This is a genomic window from Pseudomonas sp. SMV71 (assembly GCF_052042015.1).
Taxonomy (GTDB): Bacteria; Pseudomonadota; Gammaproteobacteria; order Pseudomonadales; family Pseudomonadaceae; genus Aquipseudomonas.
The window spans coordinates 129,346-149,716 of the sequence record NZ_JBKGGU010000013.1; the positions used below are offsets into that span (position 1 = coordinate 129,346).

Here is a 20,371-nt window from a genome sequence, read left to right on the forward strand (position 1 = left end):
TAGCGGATTCACTCAATGCTTGTGCAGGTCGCCATAGAGGGCAGGCCGACGGTCGTGCAGATAGTTGTAGGCGGCGCGGGAGTTTTCAAGCATCTGGCGGTCCAGTTCACCCACGATCAACGCCTCATCCAACCCGGCGAGGGCGGGGCGGCTACCATCCGGTGCGGCGATGCTGCTCTGGCCGCAATACAACAGTTCACCTTCATGGCCGCAGTAATTGGCATAGGCGACGAAGCATTGGTTCTCGATGGCCCGGGCGCGCACGGTCACATCGGCAATGAACTCGTAGGGCTGCATGTTGGCGGTCGGTACCAGGATCAGCTCGGCACCGGCCAGGGCCAGGCGTCGGGCATTTTCCGGGAACTCCAGGTCGTAACAGATCAGAAAACCGAGCTTCCAGCCGTTGAGCTCGACGATGGGCAGCGCCGAATCGCCAGCGCTGAACATCGCGTGATCGAGGTCACCGAACAGGTGACTCTTGCGGTAATTGGCGAGGCGTTCGCCCTGGGCGTCGATCAGTTGCAGCGAGTTGAAGACCTGCCCGTCTTCGCTGCGCTCAGGATAGCCATAGACGATCGCCAGTCCGGCCGCCTTGGCGATGCGGCCGATCTGCTGGGACCATTCGCCGTTGTAGACCTCGGCCAATACATTCACCGCATCGACACCGATGTTGTAGCCGGTCAGGAACATCTCCGGCAGCACCAGCACATCGGCGCCCCTGGCCTCCAACGCGACCCGGTGCAGGCGTTGCAGGTTGGCGGCCGGATCCAGTGGCAGCGGTGGGCATTGGTAAAGGGCTACGCGCATCGACAACTCCTTTTATTCGGGCAAGGCGATCGGACCGATCTCATGGAATACATCACCTGGACCCGGGTTCTCGGCGTGAGTTTCACCGCCGAAGTGCTTCATGATTCCCCACACGGCGTTGAGTGAGGTCTGTACCGCGCCCTCGACCCAGGCGGGTGTCCATGAGACGTCATCGCCGGCGATAAAGATCCCGCGCTGTTCGGCGGGCATGTCGTCCTGCATGAAATGGGCGTACATGCGCTGGTTGTAACGGTAGTGGCCAGGCAGGGCGCCCTTGAAGGCCCCGAGGAAATGCGGGTCGGCTTCCCACGACACGGTGATCGGATCGCCGATGATCCGCGCGGCTATGTCCACTTTCGGATAGATTTTCTTCAGGGCATCGAGGGCCAGCTTCACGCGTTTTTCCACCGGGTGCGGTAGCATTTTCAGCGCATCGCTCATCCAGGAGTACGACAGGCAGATCACACCTGGCTTGTCATCGCCGTTGTCGAACAAGTAAGTGCCACGGGTCAGTCGGTCGGTGAGGGTCATGCTCATCAGGTCGCGCCCGGTTTCCGGATCCTTGTCTTTCCAGAAAGGACGGTCGACCATCACGAAGGTCTTCGATGCTTGCATGTAGCGGGTTCGGTCCAGGGCCATCCACATTTTCTGTGAGAACAACGCCTCTTCGCATTCGATCTGGGTGGTCAACAGCCAACTCTGGCAAGTGACCAGCACCGCTGCATAATCGCGGGTGTTGTCCCACACATCCGTCACGCTGAACCGGCCATCGGTGGCGCGTGCGATACGCTTCACGCCGCTGCGCGGTGCGCCCTGGTGCAACGAATTCAGACTGGTGCCCTCCGGCCAGTGCGCGCAGCGTTCCGGCACGTGGCGCCAGATGCCGTGGGGCACCTGCTCGACGCCGCCGACCACCAGGTGCTGGTGATCGTCACAGTTGGTCATCACCACGCGGAAGATTTCCAGCATCGAATTGGGGAAGTCCGAATCCCAGCCGCCGGTGCCGAAACCGACCTGGCCGAATATTTCGCGGTGCTGGAACGACAGCTTGGCAAACGCCTTGGAGGTGGCGACGAAGTCGTAGAACGTGCGGTCGTCCCACAGCGGCACCAGGGTATTCCACAACGCTTTGAGGCGAGGCACGTCGCGGTCGCGGATCGCTTGCTGGATCTCGCTGAAACTGGAGCGATCCTCCAGCGCATCGGCCCAGGCTTCGGCCACTTCCTGGAACAGCGCCGGCAGGTCGGTCATTTTCTCTGCGTAATAGGTCTGGCCTTCCAGGTCGATGACGGTGCTGCCCGAAGCCGAAGTCAGCGGGTTGGGAAATGGTTTTGTCTCCAGGCCCAGTTTGTCGACATAGTGATAGAACGCCGTGGACGACACTGGAAAACGCATGCCGCCCAGTTCGGCGATCACCCCATCGGCGCCATTGAACGCTTGCGAGCGCAAGCGCCCACCCATTTTCGACGCTTCGTAGACCACCGGCTTCAAGCCCAGCTTCATCAACTCATAAGCGGCCACCAGGCCGGCGATCCCGGCACCTACAATCGCCACCTCCGCGCCATGGTTATGCGCCGGGATGCTGCCCAGCCCGGCTGGATGTTCGATCCAGTCATCAAAAGCGAATGGAAAGTCCGGCCCGAAAATGGTGATGGGCTTCTTGCCGTCTGCAGGGTGGCGATTGTGCTTGTTCATGGCTGACCTTGATGAGCGTCTCGACGCGGCGTTTCGCGTCTGAGTATAGGAAAGATGTCGGCCATTCTAGGGAGTGTGGAATACGTTAATAAGACACAATATGTCGTCGTTTTGGTGTGCTTTAAGTCGATTTGTCGTACTGGTAATTCTTAATGACGAAAAGCGGACCCTGTGGGAGCGAGCCTGCTCGCGATAGCGGTATAGCAGTCATTGGCGACCAGAACTGATTCTGGCTGCATTACATCGAACCCTCGCGGAAATCCCCTTTAACAAATGCCCGCGCGATCAAGGGACTGAGTAACGAGCGGAGCGTCTAAGGTTATTCCCTTGAGGTTATATATCTTGGGTGGCATATTGGATGAAATGGGACGTTGAGTACACGGATGAATTTGAGATGTGGTGGAACCGCCTCGACGAGTTCGAACAAGATTCCGTACAGGTTTCAGTGATGCTGCTTGGCGATTTCGGCCCGCATCTCGGGTTTCCTCACTCCAGCGGTATCAAGGGCTCGAATCATGGCAACCTTCGGGAGCTACGGGTGCAGCACGCAGGTCGGCCTTACCGAGTGCTCTATGCGTTTGATCCTCGCCGTTGCGCCATTCTGCTGATCGGTGGTGACAAAACCGGCCAGGCCCGCTGGTATCAGGACAATGTACCTCTTGCCGAGCGGCTCTATGACGAGCATCTGGCAATATTGAAGAAAGAGGGTTTTGACAATGGCTAAGAAATTTGCCGACCTGGTGGCGCATCGTTCGCCTGAATCCCAGGCCCGCGTGCAGGCGGTGTATAAGAAGCTGCGGGCAGAGATGCCGTTGCACGAGTTGCGTCAGGCGCAGGAGTTGAGTCAGGACGCGTTAGCGAAGACGCTGCAAATCAATCAGGCGGCCGTTTCGAAAATGGAGCGTCGTACTGACATGTATATCAGCACTTTGCGCAACTATATTCGCGCAATGGGCGGAGAGTTGGAAATTATTGCCACTTTTCCAGAGGGTCAGGTCAGGATCGAGAACTTCTCCCGCCAAGCGTAGTGATCCTGTGGGAGCAAGCCCACTCCCACAGTTGTGGTCCGCTTGGGCTCTAGACCGGTTGCCCCCGATCGATCTTGCTGCTGAGGATGATCGAAGTGGTGGTCTTTTCCACGCCGTCCACGCTGCCGATCTGATCGAGCAGCTGGTCCAGTTGTTCCGGCGAATCGGTGCGCAGCCAGGCCACGTAATCGAACTCGCCGCTGACTGCGCACAGCTGCTGGACCTGGGCCATGGCACTCAAGCGGCGCAGTACGTCCTTGCCAGAGCGCGGTTGGACGGTGATGCCGACGTAGGCTTGCAGGCCGCCATCGATCACCCGTTGCCCCAGGCGCACGCCGTAGCCGGTGATGACCTTGGTTTTTTCCAGCCGCGCCAGGCGCGAGGTCACGGTGGTGCGGGCGATGCCCAGTTGTCGGGCCAGCATGGCGACGCTTTCCCGGGCGTTGATTTGCAGGGCTGCGATCAACTGGCGATCGATTTCGTCGAGGACGGGAGGGCGGGGATCAGGCACGGTGGGCTCCGGCGTGGGCTTGGGTGGCGGCCATGTTACAGGCTCCTGCGCTTGAAACAGCTAACGGAAGGTAAAGTCAGAGCCTGCCAGGCTAGCGCCAGATGCAGTTGTGCAGGAACGAACCAGAGACCGGCCCGGTAGACGAGTTGTTCTGCGGGTAACTGTAGAAGCAGGTCAAGGGAAAACGACTGGACTGAGCCTTTGTCATTGTCGTCCTCAGCCTCCCAATCGCGCTCAAAACAACGCACTCTCAGTTGTTCGGCGGCGAAGCTCTCATACTGCGGACGATTGCCCAGCCATTGCGCAGGGACTCGCAACGTATGCTCGCGAACGTCGAGCAGCAACAGTTGCCAGCCTCGATAGCTTCCACACAGTTGCGTCGCATCGGTCACCATACGGGTCAGGGCCAGGTAACGGCCATCCGCCGACCAGATCATCGACGGCGCCAAGTCGTTCAAGGCACAGCCGGACGCGGTCAGTAGATAGCCGCCGAGCCGTGGGCTGCTCGCCCGCACCCAGCTGTCGGCATATTCCGTCTCGCTGCCGAACAACCAGGCGGCGTCCTGATCGCCCGGCGCAGGCTGGATGAAATCACCCTCGGCGATGGCCGCTTGCGGGCGATCCACCAGGCGCCAAGGGGGGACGACGTGCAGTTGTGAGTCGGTGACCTGTAACTCCACAGTGTCATAGAACAGCCGGTATTGTTCGCTGGGATCAAAGAATGAAGGATCACTGGCGGTCGGCGCTGCGACATTGAAGCGTTGCAGCGCGGTGCTCTCCAGTGCCTGATCGAGACGGCCCGCAACCACCGCAAGACTCAGTCGGCCAGCATGAAAATCCAGGATCCGCGCTACCCACATCGCTGGCCCTTCCAGCAAGCGCCGTTGCTGTACATCGGCGATAACGGCGTGGGAGGCGACGATCATTGAGTCGGCGTAAGGCAGTAGCGCCAGATATCGCCCGCAATCGGAAACCCGATGGTCCAACAGCCAGCATCCCGGCAGTTGCCAGTCCCCGATCTGGCAACGATAAGCGCCAACGCCTCCAGCGTTGTCGGTCAGCCAGGATAGGTGAGCTGGCACGCCGCCGATTAGCGGTTGCGTCTCGATATGCGAGTCGCCACGCAGGCCCTCGCTATCCAGCGGAATCACGATTGCCATCCGGGTCAGTTGAAACTCGCCAACCTGCACGCGCCCCTGGGCGTCATGCCCGACCTGGGTTTCGGTATCACTGTGGATACTGTCCAGCCGGTAACCGTAGCGGCCGCTGCTCGGGCGCGGGTAGTCGAGGTACGCGCCGAAATGCACATGGCCGGCGTCGAAGCGCAACAGTTCATGCCAATAGAACGACGGTTCCGCGTCACGCTTCACCCAGGGCGAGGGCAGCATGCGCCAGCCTTTGTCGAGTTGCCACAGCCAGTACAGGTCGCCGCCTTCGTCGCTGTCATGCTCTTGGGCCAGGCACACCAGCGCACATTGATCGGTACTCCACACCAGCGGCGCATCCGCGGCCATCAACAGGCCGGAAGGCTGCCCGTTGATGCTGACGGTATAGCGCGGCGACAGCAGCGGAGCCAATGGCTGGGCCAGGTCTCTGAAGGTCGAGGGCAGTGAAATGTCGCCCACCAGGCGCTGTTGGCCGTCGGCGGAGCGCCGTTCAAAGGTGTGCTGGACAGGGTCGGAACGCCAATCAGGTTCCAGCCACAGGTCGGCGACAGGTACAAGGTCAACGGCGCTGGCGGATCGCAGCAGTTCATCGAGGCGGATCTGGCGGACACTGTCATCCACCAATGGACTGTGGCGCCCGTTCAAACCGTTGAGATCGAACGCATCCAACTCCCACAATTCGCTATCGATGCAGCGGTACAGCCGACGCTGCTCACGATCGAGGACCACCAGACCCCAGCTCTGCCGGGACGGCACCGTCGCGGCAAAGTAACGACCATCCTCGGAAAACAATGCCGAGGAGCCGAGCCCTTGCAGGAGCACACCGTCAGGAAACAGGTAGTCGCAATAAGTCGGACCGCCCATGGCGATCTCGCTGTGATTGAACACCCGGATCGGCTCGCCTTCCGGGGTGAATTGCGGCTCGCTTCCGCCCCAGGCACTGGCACCCTTGACGGAAAGGGGCGCCAGACCCAGACGCCGCTCCCAGGCACTGACGCAGGCGAGCCCGCCAAAGATGGCGACGATGGCCGCGATGATACCCCACCAATCCGGCAACGCCCGACCCAGGCTGAACCCCAGGCCAAACACCGCACCGACCATCAGCCGGGCCAACCCTCGACCTGTGGATAAGAAGCCAAAGCGGGCCGCCAGGCCCATCAGCACTGCCAGGAACAGGACTGTCAGCAGCGCCAGCGCGGGCGGCATTACCGTGACGAGAAAAGCCGGCACGAGCAGGATGCCGAGTTGCCAGAACAGATCGAGAAACAGGCGGGGCAGGCTGGGGCTGGCGATGATGGGAGTCTCGTTATGGGTTGTTGAATCAGCGATAGCTGAAAACGGTCACTGTACCGTCTTTTATATTGCGCCACCTCCGGTGCCGTTACGCTTTGCTCATCCAGTTCTTAATAAATTCATCGAACAGAGGTGTGGCCGTGGCTGAAAAACTTGAAAAGGCCCTTGATTATTTTGATGTTAGGTATACGTTACATTTCAACAGTATAGTTGCGTATACGAGACATGGACTATTCATTAATTACAACCCGTCTGGGTGAGCAAATTCGCCAGCGGCGCCTGAACCGTGGCCTGACGCAGGCACGTCTCGCCGCTTTGGCTGGAATTACTCGACAGAAGGTTATCGCCATTGAACAAGGGGCTCTGTCAGTAGGAATGACAGCCTATGCACGGGTTCTGGGAGCTTTGGACTGTGAATTGGTGGTGGTGCCCGCTGCGATGCCGACGCTGGACGAAATCCAGGGAGTCTTCGACTGATGACGACAGTGCTGCAGGTTCTAACACCCGAAGGAAGCGCGGGGAAGATCCTCCGTAGTTCCGCAGATTATCGGTTCCGCTATAACGAGGAGGCTAACGCACAGGCAGCGGTCAGCCTGCAAACTGTTCGTTATGCGTCGCTTTGATAGGGATGAGCAGCTCAACCCCCTCGGTTTCGAAGACATGGCTGCATTGAAGGGACGTTCAGGGGATCAAAAATACAGCAAAAGCTATTCAGCCATCGCGAAGGCGATCCGTCTGTTTTGTGCGACTGAACACGTGCCGGATTCGCTGGCCCAGCTATTTGCCATCGTGACCCTGAGCTGCATTGTCGGGAACGGCGACGCCCACTTGAAGAACTTCGGGCTACTGTATTCCGACCCTACTCAACGCGATGCGCGGCTGGCGCCTGCCTACGACATCGTCAATACAACAGCTTACATCCCGAAAGATGTACTGGCGCTTGACCTTATTGGTAACAAGTCATTTTTCGCCTCGCGACAAGGGCTGCTGGATTTCGCTTCGGTATGCGATATTGCCCGGCCAGAAGAGGTCATCCGTTTGCAGTTAAACGCAATGGAGCAGGTGTTGGCTCGCTCGACTGAGCAGTGTGAGCATGCGCCACATGTGGTATCGGCAATAAGGCACTGCGCCGAGCCATTTTTGAAAACCTTTGGCTAGCGCACATATTTTCGCCACTCGTAAACACAAAAGCCGCGCAATGCGCGGCTTTCAAGTTGGTGGGCCCACACGGACTCGAACCGTGGACCAAAGGATTATGAGTCCTCTGCTCTAACCAACTGAGCTATAGGCCCTCAGTAGGTCGCGGATTATAGCGACGGTTTCTCGGCTGTGCTATCCGAATAATCCGATACGGTCACACGCAGAAACGTTGCGGCGAATTCGTCTGCGCACAGGGGCAGGCTGACGATGTAGCCCTGAATCTGTTCGCAACCTTCTTCGGCGAGGAATTGCTGCTGGGCCAGGGTCTCGACGCCTTCGGCAATGATGCTGAATTGCATGCTGCGGCCCAAGGCAATGATGGCGCGTACGATGGCCGCGTCGTGTGGGTCGTCGGGCAGGCCGCGGACGAAGGACTGGTCGATCTTGAGGATGTCCAGCGGCAGCCGCTTGAGGTAACTCAGCGAGGAGTAGCCGGTGCCGAAATCATCGATGGCCAGTTGCACGCCCAGTTTTTTCAACTGATGCAACACTATCAGCGCTTCTTCGGCCTGGCTCATGATGAAGTTTTCGGTAATCTCCAGTTGCAATAGGCCGGGTTGAAGGTGGTATTCCCGCAACAGTTGCTCGATCCGCCCGAGCAGGTTCGGCTGGCGCAGCTGGGCGCCGGCCAGGTTGACCGAGAGCGGGCCGAGGCTATCGTAGGTGCGGTTCCATTCGCACAGTTGCCGACAGGCGCGCTCCAGTACCCAGTCGCCGATCTGCAGAATCATGCCGTTCTCTTCCGCCAGGGGGATGAAGTGTTCCGGCGGTACGTCACCGAATGTCGGGTGGTACCAGCGAATCAGTGCTTCGGCACCCACCAGGCGATTGTCGACGAGGCTGATTTTCGGTTGGAAAGACAGCGACAGCTCGTTGCGCTCGATCGCCCGCCGCAGTTCATGCTCCAGGGCCACGCGTTCGCTGGCCTGGGCGGTCAGGTCACGGGTGTAGCTCTCCACCCGATTGCGCCCTTTGGCCTTGGAGCGGTACATCGCCGCGTCCGCATTCTTGACCAGCGTGGCAACATCATTGCCATCCTGCGGGTACAGGCTCGTGCCAATGCTGGCACTGATGAAGAACTCGTGTTCACCGGCCTGGAATGGCGCGCTGAAGCAGTTCAGCAGCTTCTGGGCAATGTGCTCGGCGTCGCTGGGTTGTTGCAGACCCGGTAAGAGGATGATGAATTCATCGCCGCCCAGGCGCGCCACGGTGTCGATATCACGCAGTTGCTCGCGCAGGCGCACGGCGATGCCTTTGAGCAGCAGGTCGCCGACCGGGTGCCCAAGGCTGTCGTTGATGTGTTTGAAGCGGTCCAGGTCGAGGAACAGCACCGCACCCTGGCCGCCGTTTTCCTGTTGGCTGTTGAGAGCGGCCAGCAACCGGCTTTCAAACAGCGTGCGATTTGGCAGTCCGGTAAGCGGATCGTGATGCGCCTGGTAGTCGAGTCGGGCCTGGGCGTGCTTGAGGCTGGAAATATCGGCAAAGACCGCGACGAAATGGGTGATCTGCTGGTGGCGATTGCGCACCGCGCTGATGGTCAGCCAACTGGGGTACAGCTCACCGTTTTTGCGCCGGTTGGAAATCTCGCCTTGCCAGTGTCCTTCGGCCGTCAACTGGTGCCACATCGCCGCGTAAAAGGCGCTGTCATGCAGGCCGGACGCCAATAGACGAGGCGTATGGCCCAGGGCTTCGGTTTCGCTATAGCCCGTGATCTCGGTGAAGGCACGATTCACGGCGCTGATGTGCTGTTGCGTATCGGTGATCAGGACGCCCTCGGCGGTGCTTTCGAATACGGTGGCGGCCTGTTGCAGCTTTTCCTGCATGAGGTGGCGTTCGGTGATGTCCCGGGCGATGGTCAGCATGCAGTTTTCATTGCCGATGGGCAGTGGTCGGCTGGAGACTTCGCAAAGCCGGATCTGCCCGTCGTTGCGGCGGATATGACAACTGAAATCCTTCACGAAGCCATCGCGCTGCAACAGGTCGAGCATTTGTTTGCGTTCGTTGAGATTGACCCAGATCCCCAGGTCCAAGGTCGACCGATCTACCGACAACGCGCTGTTGAAGCCGGTAATGCGGCTGAAGCCCTCGTTGACTTCAATCAGCAAGCCGTCGCTTTGCCGCGACAGCAACAGGCCGTCGGGCGAGGCGTGAAACGCCTTGGCGAACTTCTCTTCGGAGGTTTGCAGTTGCTGCTGGGTTTCCTTGAGCTGGCTGATGTCACGTACCACCACGACCAGGGCCGGTGTTGTATCGAGGTCAAAGGGCTCGGCGGAGATCAAACCGGTGAAGGCCTGGCCGTTGCTGCGGCGAAAAGGCATTTCCAGATTACGAATGCTGCCGGCCTGCAAGCGTTGCAGCAGGCTCGGGCCGACGCCAGGGATGCCCCAGATGTTCAGTTCGGTCGCGGTCTTGCCCACGACTTCGTCGGCGCTCAGGCCAATCTGTTCTTCAAAGGCGGTGTTGACCTCCAGCAGACAGCCGTCTACCAGGCGCGCAATGACCAGGATGTCCGGGCACTGGCGAAACACCGAGGCAAACTTCTGCTCCGACAGGCGCAGCGCTTCTTCGGTGCGCTTGGCTTCGCTGATGTCGATCATCAACCCGCGCATCACCGGTTCGTGGCCGTGTTCGATCAGGCTGACGATGTCGCGCACCCACAAGCAGCGGCCATCGGCGGTGATGACGCGATAATCGATACAGTGGTCGCGACCGGCCAGCACCTCGGCGTCGCAATAGGTCTGGGCGCGGATCAGGTCGGCGGGATGGATGATGTTGCGCCAGAACCCCGGGATCAGCCAGTGGGCGAGGGGATAGCCGAGCAATTCCTCGGCATGGGGCGAAACGTAGCTGTAGGTGAAATCGCTGACTTTCGCTTCCCAGGCAATGGCCGAGAGGCTCTCCACCAGACCGCGGTAATGGTATTCACTGCTGCGCAGCTCCTGTTCCAGGTCGACGCGTCGGGCGATTTCGGAGCTCAGCCGGCGGTTGATGCGAATGACCACGGCGAGGATGCCGACCAACAGGAGCAGGGTGGGCAGGCCATAAATCAACAGGTCCGACCAAAACTGACGGTAGTCGCGCACATTGCCGACCCATTTTTCCTGGATCTCACTGACCTCGGCCGGGGTCATGTCTGCCAGGACCTTATCGAGAATGCCTACAAGAATCTTGTTGTCCCGGGGCACGCCCATCGCCAGTTGGTAGCGATAGGGTGTTTCCCCGCTGACATACAGACCGTCCAGCTTGAGTTGGCGCAGGCTCCAGACGCTGGAGGCCAGGTCGCCGACGACCGCGTCGACTTCATCGGTCGCCAGCGCTTGCAAGGCCGAGCTGACGTTAGGGAGCGCCACCAGATTCAGGTCCGGATGATGATTGCGCAACAGTTCGTGGGGCGCGTAATTGTCCACCACGGCAATTTTCAACCCGTAGAGATCTTGCAGGTTGTGAGGCTGGGCGCCGCCCTGGTGGGCCAGGATGACGATCGGAAAATCCAGGTAAGGACGGGTAAAGGCCAGGTAGTTCTGGCGTTCGGGGGTGGACATGATGCCTGGCAGCAGATCGATTTTGCCCTGCGCCACCTGCTCCAGCACGGCGGTCCAGCTGACCGGTTCGATGGGCGTAAGGGTGACAGCCAGGCGCTCGCGGATGATTTCGACGTAATCGGCGGCCAGGCCTTGGTAGCGCCCCTGATCGTCGCGGAATTCAAATGGCGGCCAAGAGGCATCGACACCCAGGCGCAGGTCGGGGTGGTCCTTGAGCCAGCGGAGCTCCTCGTCGGTGAGCGTCAGCGCGCCAGCGGTTGCGGTCCATGTCATCAATGACAGCAAAAGCGCGGCCGTCAGTCTGGGCATCACTGTCTCGCCATGGCTTGGGAAAGGATGTTTCGAGTGTAGACGGGCTATAGGGCAGGGAGGGCGTAACGGGGGATTTTATCTGCACATGACAAAACCCCCGGCAAGGCCGGGGGTTCTGGGTATTACTCGTCGAGGAAGGAGCGCAGGTGCTCGCTTCGTGTCGGGTGGCGCAATTTACGCAACGCCTTGGCTTCGATCTGACGAATCCGCTCGCGGGTTACATCGAATTGCTTACCGACTTCCTCGAGGGTGTGGTCGGTATTCATGTCGATGCCGAAACGCATGCGCAGTACCTTGGCTTCACGGGCAGTGAGGCCGGAGAGCACTTCGCGCGTCGCTTCCTTGAGGCTCTCAACGGTGGCGACATCGATCGGCGACTGCATGGTGGAGTCTTCGATGAAGTCACCCAGATGGGAGTCTTCGTCATCACCGATCGGCGTTTCCATGGAGATCGGCTCTTTGGCGATCTTCAATACCTTGCGGATCTTGTCCTCAGGCATTTCCATGCGTTCGCCCAGCTCTTCCGGTGTCGGTTCGCGACCCATTTCCTGCAGCATCTGCCGCGAAATACGGTTGAGCTTGTTGATCGTCTCGATCATGTGCACCGGAATACGAATGGTGCGGGCCTGGTCGGCGATCGAGCGAGTGATCGCCTGACGGATCCACCAGGTGGCATAGGTCGAGAACTTGTAGCCGCGACGGTATTCGAACTTGTCCACCGCCTTCATCAGGCCGATGTTGCCTTCCTGGATCAGGTCGAGGAATTGCAGGCCGCGGTTGGTGTACTTCTTGGCGATGGAGATCACCAGACGCAAGTTGGCTTCGACCATCTCTTTCTTCGCGCGACGGGCCTTGGCCTCGCCGATCGACATGCGACGGTTGATGTCCTTGATCTCGGCGATGCTCAGGCCGGTCTCGGTTTCCAGCGCACTCAGCTTCTGCTGGCAACGGATGATGTCCGGTTGCAGGCGGGCAATGGCTTCGGCGTACTTGCTCTTGCCCTTGGCCAGTGCGTCGGTCCAGCTTTCGTCCACTTCGTTGCCGGGGAACTGACGCAGGAAGTCGGCACGCGGCATGCGGGCGTCACGTACGCAGAGCTGCATGATCGCACGCTCTTGCTGACGCAGGCGATCCAGGGCGCTACGGACACGCTCGACCAGACCTTCGAATTGCTTGGGCACCAGCTTGATCGGCATGAACAGCTCGGCCAGGGCCAACAGCTCGGCCATGGCCTGCTTGTTATCGCGACCGTGCTTTTTCAGCGCCTTGCGGGTGATTTCCATCTGGTCGGCCACAGCGCCGAAACGCTGTGCAGCGATGACCGGATCCGGACCGCTTTCGGCTTCTTCTTCGTCATCGCTGGCTTCGGCATCTTCGTCATCGCTGTCGTCGTCGGCCTTGACGGCTTTAGAGTCAAGCGGCGGCGGCACTTCGGCGGCCGGCGGCGCGATGCCGTCGTCCGGGTCGATGTAGCCGCTCAGGACGTCGGACAGACGGCCACCTTCGGTGGTGACGCGGGTGTACTCGGAGAGAATATGCTCGACCGTGCCAGGGAAGTGCGCGATTGCGCCCATCACTTCGCGGATGCCTTCCTCGATACGCTTGGCGATTTCGATTTCGCCTTCACGCGTGAGGAGCTCTACCGTACCCATTTCACGCATGTACATGCGCACGGGGTCCGTGGTACGACCGATGTCGGTCTCCACCGCCGCCAACGCTGCGGCCGCTTCTTCAGCGGCCGCCTCGTCGGTATCGGCGTCGGCCAGCATCAGGGCGTCCTTATCAGGAGCAACCTCGAATACGTTGATCCCCATGTCGTTGATCATGCGGATGATGTCTTCCACCTGTTCCGGATCTGAAATATCCTCCGGCAGGTGGTCGTTGACCTCCGCGTAAGTCAGGTAGCCCTGCTCACGACCCAATAGGATCAACTCTTTGATACGAGACTGCTGTTGCGCTTTTCCGGACATAACACCCTATCCACTGAAGGTCTTGGCGGGCAAAAAACAAGCCGAGGATTATACCTGAGCTGTGACCTCACGCGCCAGTTGAGGTCGGGTTTGATGCGTTGACATTGCGGCTGAGTAAGTCGCGCAATTGGTTTTTCTCTTCGCTGGTCAGCTCGCTTTGGCGAGCTTTTCGTAGAAGTTGTTCCAGATTTCGCTCACGTTGGCGGGCGGACAAGCTAGTAATGGTGTCGAAAAACTGTTGTTCAAGGTTATCTCCTTCAATCAGCCATTCCTTCTCCGCCAGGGCCTTCAACAAGCGTCCCTGTTCGGTGCCATGCCACCGTGCGATCAATTGGAAGGAGTTTAGCCTGGGGTTTTTCTGCACCGCTTCCAGGAGTGCCACCAGCAATTGCGTGTTGCTGTGGTCCTCGGCGGCGAAATGCCCTGCGTCCTCGACCTTGCCGGCCAGTTGCGGGTGATGCAGTAACGTGCGCAGGGCCGCCAGTGTTGGGGGTTCGACGGCGGCCGGCACTCGCGGGGCACGTGGCTGGTCGTGATCGCCACGCTTGGCGTTCTTGTCCCAGGGCTTTTTTTCCCATTTCTTGCCACCGCTGCCCGGTTTCTTCGGCGTCCATTGCTGCTGCGGCGCATAGTCCTGCTGAGGTTGATGATAGTCGGCGAAATCCGGCATCGCGTCGTAGTCGATGCCCGGATCGTAGGCCGGCGGCGCTTCCGGCGGGGCGTTATGGGCCAGTTGATTGACCGCTTCGCTGTTGAGCCCGGTGATCTCGGTCAGGCGCTGGCGCATGAGCGCGCGCAGGTTGGCGCCGGGCACTTTGTCGATCAGCGGCGCTGCGAGGGTGACCATGTGGGCCTTGCCTTCGAGGGAGCGCGGATCGGCCTCTTCGGTCAATTGCTGGAAAAAATAATCGGCCAACGGTTGCGCATGCTGGTTGATCCGCGCGCGGAACGCGTCGGTGCCTTCGGAGCGCACCAGTGTGTCCGGGTCCTCGCCCTCGGGCAGGAACAGAAAGCGTGCCCGCCGCCCGTCCTGCAGGCATGGCAGTGTCGCTTCCAGCGCACGCCAGGCGGCGTTACGGCCGGCCTGGTCGCCGTCAAAGCAGAACAACACGCTGGGCACCACCCGAAACAGGCGCTTCATGTGCTCTTCGCTGGTGGCCGTGCCGAGGGTCGCGACGGCATTGCGCAGGCCTTGCTGGGCCAGGGCAATTACGTCCATGTAGCCTTCGACGACGATGATTTCATCGAGGTTGCGATTGTTCTTGCGCGCCTCGTACAGCCCATAGAGCTCCTGGCCCTTATGGAACACCGGGGTTTCCGGGGAGTTCAGGTATTTGGGCTTGTCGTCGCCCAGTACCCGACCGCCGAAGGCAATGATCCGTCCGCGTGTGTCGCGGATCGGAAACATCACCCGGTCACGAAAGCGATCGTAGCGCTTGCCGGTCTCGGCATTTTCGATCAGTAGGCCGGCGTCGATCATGGCGCGCTGTTGCAGCGTGTCGCTGCTCAGGTGCTTGTACAGGTTGTCCCAGCCGGGCGGGGCGAAGCCCAGGCCAAAGTCCCGGGCAATTTCACCGGTCAGGCCACGGCCCTTGAGGTAGTCCACTGCAGCCTTGCGTGCCGGATGGCTCTTGAGGGCCTGGCGATAAAAATCGGCAGCCGCTGTCAGCAGTGGATAAAGCGGCGAATCGGTCGGTTGACGCGGTTTGTGCTGGCGACCGCTTTCCTCGCGTGGGATCTCCATGCCGGCGGCTTTGGCCAGTTCTTCGACAGCCTGGGGAAAGTCCAGGTTGTCGTGGTCCATGATGAAGCCGAGGGCATTGCCGCCAGCGCCGCAGCCGAAGCAATAGTAGAACTGCTTGTCGGGGCTGACGCTGAACGACGGGGTTTTCTCTTTGTGAAACGGGCAGCAGGCCGTGTAGTTCTTGCCCGCTTTTTTCATTTGCAGGCGAGAGCTGACCACGTCGACGATGTCGGTGCGGTTCAGGAGGTCGTCAATAAAGCTCTGGGGAATCAGCCCGGCCATGGCGTTCTCATCATCACTGCGCGAAATAAGGCCCGAAAGCAGCAGGGGGCATCGGTTCCAGGTCTTGAGGCACGCATGAGCGGTGGCTCGACCGGTCGTCTTCAGTATCGCTGTCGGGAAGTGTATCTGCCGATAATCCACTGACGTTAATGACGATCAGTAATCGGCTGTTCGAATGTGTTGCGCTGAGTCCGGTAACGGCCGGTCGGGCCTCGGATAGCTCATGAAGCGGGCACGCAGACAGGTGCCTTGGGCTGATCGTCGTTAGAGGAATCAGGGTGTGCTCGTCAGTAGCCTTGGAAGGCTCGTCAGGAAAGACGTGCACCGCTGGCAAGAAGCCAGGTCTGACGCGGTGAAGCAGGTTGTCTTGGTCGCGTCTGCGGCTTTGACGGTGAAGCATCAAGCGTTATTCCGCAAATGCCATAAGCCCGGCTTGAGGGCCGGGCTTGGCAGAAGCTTGCTACGAACGTCTGTGTATTAGTACAGACGTACGGCGCGGCGCTGTTCGCGCTGAACTTTCTTGGCGTGACGCTTAACAGCGGCTGCTGCTTTGCGCTTACGCTCGGAAGTCGGCTTCTCGTAGAATTCGCGGCTACGAACTTCAGCCAGAACACCGGCTTTTTCGCAGGAGCGCTTGAAACGACGCAGAGCTACGTCGAAGGGTTCGTTCTCTTTTACTTTGACGGCTGGCATCCAGAGCTACCTTCATTCATTACCGGGGTCAACATCCTCGCGGCAAAAGATGCACTTGAAGACGTCGGTTTTTAAGGGTTGCGGATGTTAACCCCTCAACGCTCGGAATGCAAAGCCTCTGATCGAAAACCGCTGGTCGGGGCATCATGTGGCGACTATTATGCGCGCCTTCGAATTCAGCCCCTACAAGGCGCAGACCCATGCTAGTACTGGGATTGGAAACTTCCTGCGACGAAACCGGTGTCGCACTCTATGACAGCGAGCGCGGCCTGCTGGCCGATGCGCTGTTCAGCCAGATCGACTTGCACCGCGCCTACGGCGGCGTGGTCCCCGAGCTTGCGTCCCGCGATCACGTCAAGCGCATGCTGCCCTTGATCCGTCAGGTCCTGGCCGAAAGCGGCTGTGTACCGACCGAGATCGACGCCATCGCCTACACCGCCGGGCCCGGGCTGGTGGGCGCGCTGCTGGTTGGCGCGTCCTGCGCCCAGGCGCTGGCGTTTGCCTGGGGTATTCCAGCCCTCGGCGTGCACCACATGGAAGGTCACCTGCTGGCACCGATGCTCGAGTCCAAACCGCCCGAGTTTCCGTTCGTCGCTTTGTTGGTGTCGGGCGGCCATACGCAGCTCATTCGGGTTGACGGAATCGGCCAGTACGAATTGCTTGGCGAGACCCTCGACGATGCTGCCGGTGAAGCCTTCGACAAAACCGCGAAAATGATGGGCCTCAATTATCCTGGCGGACCGGAAATTTCCCGGCTGGCGGCTCAAGGCGTCGACGGGCGCTTCGTCTTCCCGCGTCCGATGTGTGATCGGCCCGGCCTGGATTTCAGCTTCAGCGGCCTGAAAACCTTTGCCCTGAACACCTGGCAGCAATGCGTCAGCGCCGGGGACGACAGCGAGCAAGCCCGTTGCGACATCTCGCTGGCGTTCCAGCAGGCCGTGGTGGAGACTTTGACCATCAAGTGCAAGCGGGCCCTGAAGCAGGCCGGGCTCAAGCGTCTGGTGATTGCCGGTGGCGTGAGCGCAAACAAGGCCCTGCGGCTATCGCTGGAGAAAATGCTTGGCACCATGGACGGCGACGTGTTCTACGCCAGGCCGCAGTTCTGCACCGATAACGGTGCGATGATTGCCTTCGCCGGCTGTCAGCGCCTGAAAGCCGGGCAGCACGAAAGCCTGGCGATCAGCGTGCAGGCGCGCTGGCCCATGGAGCAGCTATCGCCGTTGTGACGTTTATCTAGAAATGCCGTTCGCGCCCGGCGAACAGGTCGCGTAGATTGCCCCGGTGACGCCAGACGATCAGTGCGACCAAGGCGGTCATCGGCAGCAAGGCCGCCGGTTCCTGCCAAGCCAGCAGTGGCAGGGTCAGGGGGGTGGCAATCAACGCGGCCAGCGAGCTGGTTCGGGTGAGGTAGAACGTCAGTAGCCAGGCGCAGACCGCCAGCAGAGCTGCAGGCGGATACAGACCCAGCAACATGCCGGCAGCGGTGGCAACGCCCTTGCCGCCACGAAAGCGGAAGTACAGCGGAAACAGGTGGCCGATGACGGCGCAGACGCCGATCCAGGCCTGCTGTTGCAACGAGAGCCCTGCAAGGCTGGCGATCAATACGGGCACAAGGCCTTTGCAGAGGTCACCGAGCAGGGTCAGGACAGCCAGTTTGCGTCCTGCCAGGCGCAGCATGTTGGTGGCGCCGGCATTGCCTGAACCACTCATTCGCGGATCCGGGCGACCGGTCAGGCGGCTGAGCAAAATGGCGAAGGACAGCGAGCCGAGCAGGTAGGCGAGAATCGCCAGTAACCAAAACATGCTAACTATTCCGGGCGAGGACGCCCTGATTCTAACGGCGCATTGCGCCCTTGTCGTGCTGCGGAGAAGAGTGCTTGGACAGAGTGTTTATCGAAGGCCTGGAAGTCGACACCGTCATTGGTGCCTACGACTGGGAGCGAGGCATCCGACAGTGTCTGCGGCTTGATCTGAGTTTTGCCTGGGATAACCGTCCGGCTGCGGCGGGTGATGACCTGACCCTGGCGCTCGACTATGCCAGCGTATCGTCGCGCATCCAGGCGTTCGCCGCGCAAGCGCAGTTTCAATTGGTCGAGACCTTCGCCGAGCGACTGGCCCAAGAACTGATGGACGAGTTCAAGATCACTTGGCTGCGCCTGAAATTGACCAAGCCTGGCGCCGTTCCGGCCGCCAGTGGAGTAGGCGTGGAGATCGAGCGCGGATGTCGCTGACTCAGGTTTTTCTCGGGCTCGGCAGCAATATCGAGCGTGAAACCCATTTGCGCGCCGGGCTTGAAGCCTTGGCGAGTTTTCTTTCGGATATGCGCTGTTCGGCGGTATTCGAGAGCCAGCCGGTGGGGATCAAGAGCGGGCCGTTCTTCAACTTTGTCGTTTCGGCCTTCACCGATCTGCCGCTGATGGAACTGGATCGTCGCCTCAAGTTCATCGAGGCGGACAACGGTCGTTATGCACCGGACCGCAAGGGGTTGCCGCTGGACATCGACGTGTTGCTGTATGGCGAACAGGTCGGAAACTTCGATGGGTTGGTGTTGCCTCGCGCAGAAATTCTCAGGAATGCTTTCGTTCTGTGGCCGTTATCCTTGATCGCTCCTGATCGGGTTCATCCTGGCGTGGGTAAAAGCTTCGCCGCTTTGTGGGATGAGTCGCAGATCGATCAGGTTCTGGCGCCGGTGGCTTTCGAGTGGCGGGGCGAGCAGTTGACGCCATTGGAACTGCTGCGTCCTTCCTGACACCATCGCGAGCAGGCTCGCTCCCACATTGACGCAGGTTCGGCGCCCACCGCAAACCCTATGGGAGCGAGCCTGCTCGCGATGAAGATGGAACATCCGCCAAAGATGCCAACTGACACAACGTTCCCTGTCAGCCCGCCGCTTCCTTGTACACCTTCAATGCCCTGAGCCGCTCGCGCTTGATCGCCTCGCCCAGTTCCGGCCCCTTGAAACCTTTCTCCAGCAACGGCTGCACCGCTACCGCACGCGCCGCTGCTGCCGCGCCACGCAAATAGTCCGCCTGTGGATAACTCCGCTCCTCCAACCCTTTGCGCCCACGCGCATCCATCTCGCAGGCCGCGATGAATTCCTCGAAGCGCTGGGGGCGACGATACACGTCGAAACTTTGCAGCAGTTCAAGCAGGGTGGATGCTTTCAACTCGAGTGCCCTGTGGCCATGGGTGTGGTACTGACCGACCAGTAGTGCCAGCTCCTGGCAGTCGCGCGGCACCTTGAAGCGCTCGTTGATCGCCTTGATCGGTTTCAACCCCTTGTGTTCATGGGCGATATGACGCGGCCACTCATCCTCGGGTGTCAGGCCTTTGCCCAAGTCATGAAGCAGGCACGCCCAGCGAACCGTCAGCGGTTGGCAGTGCAGGGCGGCCTGCTCCAGCACGCTCAGGGTGTGGATGCCGGTGTCTATTTCCGGGTGATGCACCTCAGGTTGTGGTACGCCGAACAGCGCGTCGACTTCGGGCATCAGGACTTTGAGGGCCGTGCAGTCACGCAGTACCTGAATAAATACCTGCGGTTGTTTTTCCATCAGGGCGCGGGAGATTTCCTTCCAGCTGCGTTCGGCGGTCAGCGCTTGCAACTCGCCGGAGCCACTGAGTTGGCGCATCAGTTCCAGAGTTTCACCCGCGACCTTGAAACCCAGAGGCGCGTAGCGCGCGGCAAAGCGAGCAACCCGCAGGACTCGGAGCGGATCTTCGGCAAAAGCCGGGGAAACGTGGCGAAGCATGCGGGCTTCAAGATCGCGCTGGCCGTTATAGGGGTCGGTCAGGTTGCCGTCGTCATCTTCCGCCATGGCGTTGATCGTCAAGTCCCGGCGGATCAGGTCTTCCTCTAGGGTCACGTCAGGGCTGGCATGGAACACGAACCCGCCATAGCCTCGGCCGCTTTTGCGTTCGGTACGGGCGAGGGCGTATTCCTCGCCAGTGTCTGGGTCAAGGAAGACCGGAAAGTCAGCCCCGACGGGACGAAAGCCCAAGGCAAGCATTTGCTCGGCGGTGGCACCCACTACGACCCGGTCGATGTCGGTGACGGGAATGCCTAGCAGGCGGTCGCGAACGGCACCGCCGACTTTATAGATCTGCATAAAAAACCTCCGTTGGTCCGAC

General features: G+C 60.1%; 16 protein-coding genes, 1 tRNA gene and 1 pseudogene. 7 read left to right on the forward strand and 11 right to left on the reverse strand.

What is annotated here, in order from left to right; translation table 11 throughout:
* Positions 1-12: 12 nt before the first annotated feature.
* Together ACLEJQ_RS15455 and ACLEJQ_RS15460 are read right to left on the reverse strand one after the other, a co-directional pair.
* A complete protein-coding gene (locus ACLEJQ_RS15455) occupies positions 13-807 on the reverse strand; it encodes a carbon-nitrogen hydrolase family protein (RefSeq protein WP_440796377.1) in 795 nt (264 codons plus the stop codon).
* Positions 808-819: 12 nt separating this feature from the next.
* On the reverse strand, positions 820-2,502 hold the full coding sequence (locus ACLEJQ_RS15460) for a flavin monoamine oxidase family protein (RefSeq protein ID WP_440796379.1): 1,683 nt from the start codon (positions 2,500-2,502) through the stop codon (positions 820-822).
* A 358-nt stretch (positions 2,503-2,860) separates the two neighbouring features.
* Between ACLEJQ_RS15460 and ACLEJQ_RS15465 the strand changes: the two genes are divergently transcribed.
* Together ACLEJQ_RS15465 and ACLEJQ_RS15470 are read left to right on the forward strand one after the other, a co-directional pair.
* Entirely contained in the window at positions 2,861-3,226 is a 366-nt protein-coding gene (locus ACLEJQ_RS15465) for a type II toxin-antitoxin system RelE/ParE family toxin (protein WP_440796381.1), read from the forward strand.
* Complete coding sequence (locus ACLEJQ_RS15470) at positions 3,219-3,530, forward strand: XRE family transcriptional regulator (RefSeq protein ID WP_440796383.1); 312 nt, start codon at positions 3,219-3,221, stop codon at positions 3,528-3,530. Before ACLEJQ_RS15465 ends, ACLEJQ_RS15470 begins: the two co-directional genes overlap by 8 nt.
* Positions 3,531-3,579: 49 nt before the next feature.
* Here ACLEJQ_RS15470 and ACLEJQ_RS15475 read toward each other — a convergent pair whose 3' ends face one another.
* Positions 3,580-4,041, reverse strand: a complete 462-nt coding sequence (locus tag ACLEJQ_RS15475; protein ID WP_440796385.1) for an Lrp/AsnC family transcriptional regulator — start codon at positions 4,039-4,041, stop codon at positions 3,580-3,582.
* Between the two features lie 35 nt (positions 4,042-4,076).
* Positions 4,077-6,437, reverse strand: coding sequence for a hypothetical protein (locus tag ACLEJQ_RS15480; protein ID WP_440796387.1), 2,361 nt, complete (start codon positions 6,435-6,437; stop codon positions 4,077-4,079).
* A 288-nt stretch (positions 6,438-6,725) separates the two neighbouring features.
* On the opposite strand from ACLEJQ_RS15480, the gene ACLEJQ_RS15485 reads away from it, so the two are divergent.
* Positions 6,726-6,977: a helix-turn-helix transcriptional regulator gene (locus ACLEJQ_RS15485; protein ID WP_440796389.1), complete on the forward strand. Its 252-nt coding sequence runs from the start codon at positions 6,726-6,728 to the stop codon at positions 6,975-6,977.
* Between the two features lie 120 nt (positions 6,978-7,097).
* Positions 7,098-7,658, forward strand: a pseudogene (locus tag ACLEJQ_RS15490) (HipA domain-containing protein); the annotation flags it as partial.
* Positions 7,659-7,715: 57 nt separating this feature from the next.
* Here the strand turns inward: ACLEJQ_RS15490 and ACLEJQ_RS15495 are convergent.
* The 5 genes from ACLEJQ_RS15495 to rpsU all read right to left on the reverse strand — a co-directional run bounded on the left by ACLEJQ_RS15495 (position 7,716) and on the right by rpsU (position 16,243).
* Positions 7,716-7,792: transfer RNA gene (locus ACLEJQ_RS15495), tRNA-Ile, on the reverse strand.
* Positions 7,793-7,807: 15 nt separating this feature from the next.
* Positions 7,808-11,551, reverse strand: a complete 3,744-nt coding sequence (locus ACLEJQ_RS15500; RefSeq protein WP_440796391.1) for a bifunctional diguanylate cyclase/phosphodiesterase — start codon at positions 11,549-11,551, stop codon at positions 7,808-7,810.
* A gap of 125 nt (positions 11,552-11,676) precedes the next feature.
* A complete protein-coding gene (gene rpoD, locus ACLEJQ_RS15505) occupies positions 11,677-13,524 on the reverse strand; it encodes an RNA polymerase sigma factor RpoD (protein ID WP_440796392.1) in 1,848 nt (615 codons plus the stop codon).
* A gap of 67 nt (positions 13,525-13,591) precedes the next feature.
* Positions 13,592-15,550: a DNA primase gene (gene dnaG / locus ACLEJQ_RS15510; RefSeq protein WP_440796394.1), complete on the reverse strand. Its 1,959-nt coding sequence runs from the start codon at positions 15,548-15,550 to the stop codon at positions 13,592-13,594.
* 477 nt (positions 15,551-16,027) lie between these two features.
* Positions 16,028-16,243: a 30S ribosomal protein S21 gene (gene rpsU, locus ACLEJQ_RS15515; protein ID WP_002551877.1), complete on the reverse strand. Its 216-nt coding sequence runs from the start codon at positions 16,241-16,243 to the stop codon at positions 16,028-16,030.
* Between the two features lie 200 nt (positions 16,244-16,443).
* Between rpsU and tsaD the strand changes: the two genes are divergently transcribed.
* Positions 16,444-17,469, forward strand: coding sequence for a tRNA (adenosine(37)-N6)-threonylcarbamoyltransferase complex transferase subunit TsaD (gene tsaD / locus ACLEJQ_RS15520; protein ID WP_440796396.1), 1,026 nt, complete (start codon positions 16,444-16,446; stop codon positions 17,467-17,469).
* 7 nt (positions 17,470-17,476) lie between these two features.
* Here tsaD and plsY read toward each other — a convergent pair whose 3' ends face one another.
* On the reverse strand, positions 17,477-18,046 hold the full coding sequence (gene plsY / locus ACLEJQ_RS15525; RefSeq protein ID WP_003177683.1) for a glycerol-3-phosphate 1-O-acyltransferase PlsY: 570 nt from the start codon (positions 18,044-18,046) through the stop codon (positions 17,477-17,479).
* A 74-nt stretch (positions 18,047-18,120) separates the two neighbouring features.
* Between plsY and folB the strand changes: the two genes are divergently transcribed.
* Together folB and folK are read left to right on the forward strand one after the other, a co-directional pair.
* A complete protein-coding gene (gene folB, locus ACLEJQ_RS15530) occupies positions 18,121-18,474 on the forward strand; it encodes a dihydroneopterin aldolase (protein WP_440796398.1) in 354 nt (117 codons plus the stop codon).
* Positions 18,465-18,992, forward strand: coding sequence for a 2-amino-4-hydroxy-6-hydroxymethyldihydropteridine diphosphokinase (gene folK, locus ACLEJQ_RS15535; RefSeq protein ID WP_440796400.1), 528 nt, complete (start codon positions 18,465-18,467; stop codon positions 18,990-18,992). The genes folB and folK overlap by 10 nt, the downstream gene beginning before the upstream one ends.
* Positions 18,993-19,122: 130 nt before the next feature.
* Here the strand turns inward: folK and ACLEJQ_RS15540 are convergent, their stop codons facing one another.
* Complete coding sequence (locus ACLEJQ_RS15540) at positions 19,123-20,349, reverse strand: multifunctional CCA addition/repair protein (protein WP_440796402.1); 1,227 nt, start codon at positions 20,347-20,349, stop codon at positions 19,123-19,125.
* Positions 20,350-20,371 lie beyond the last annotated feature (22 nt).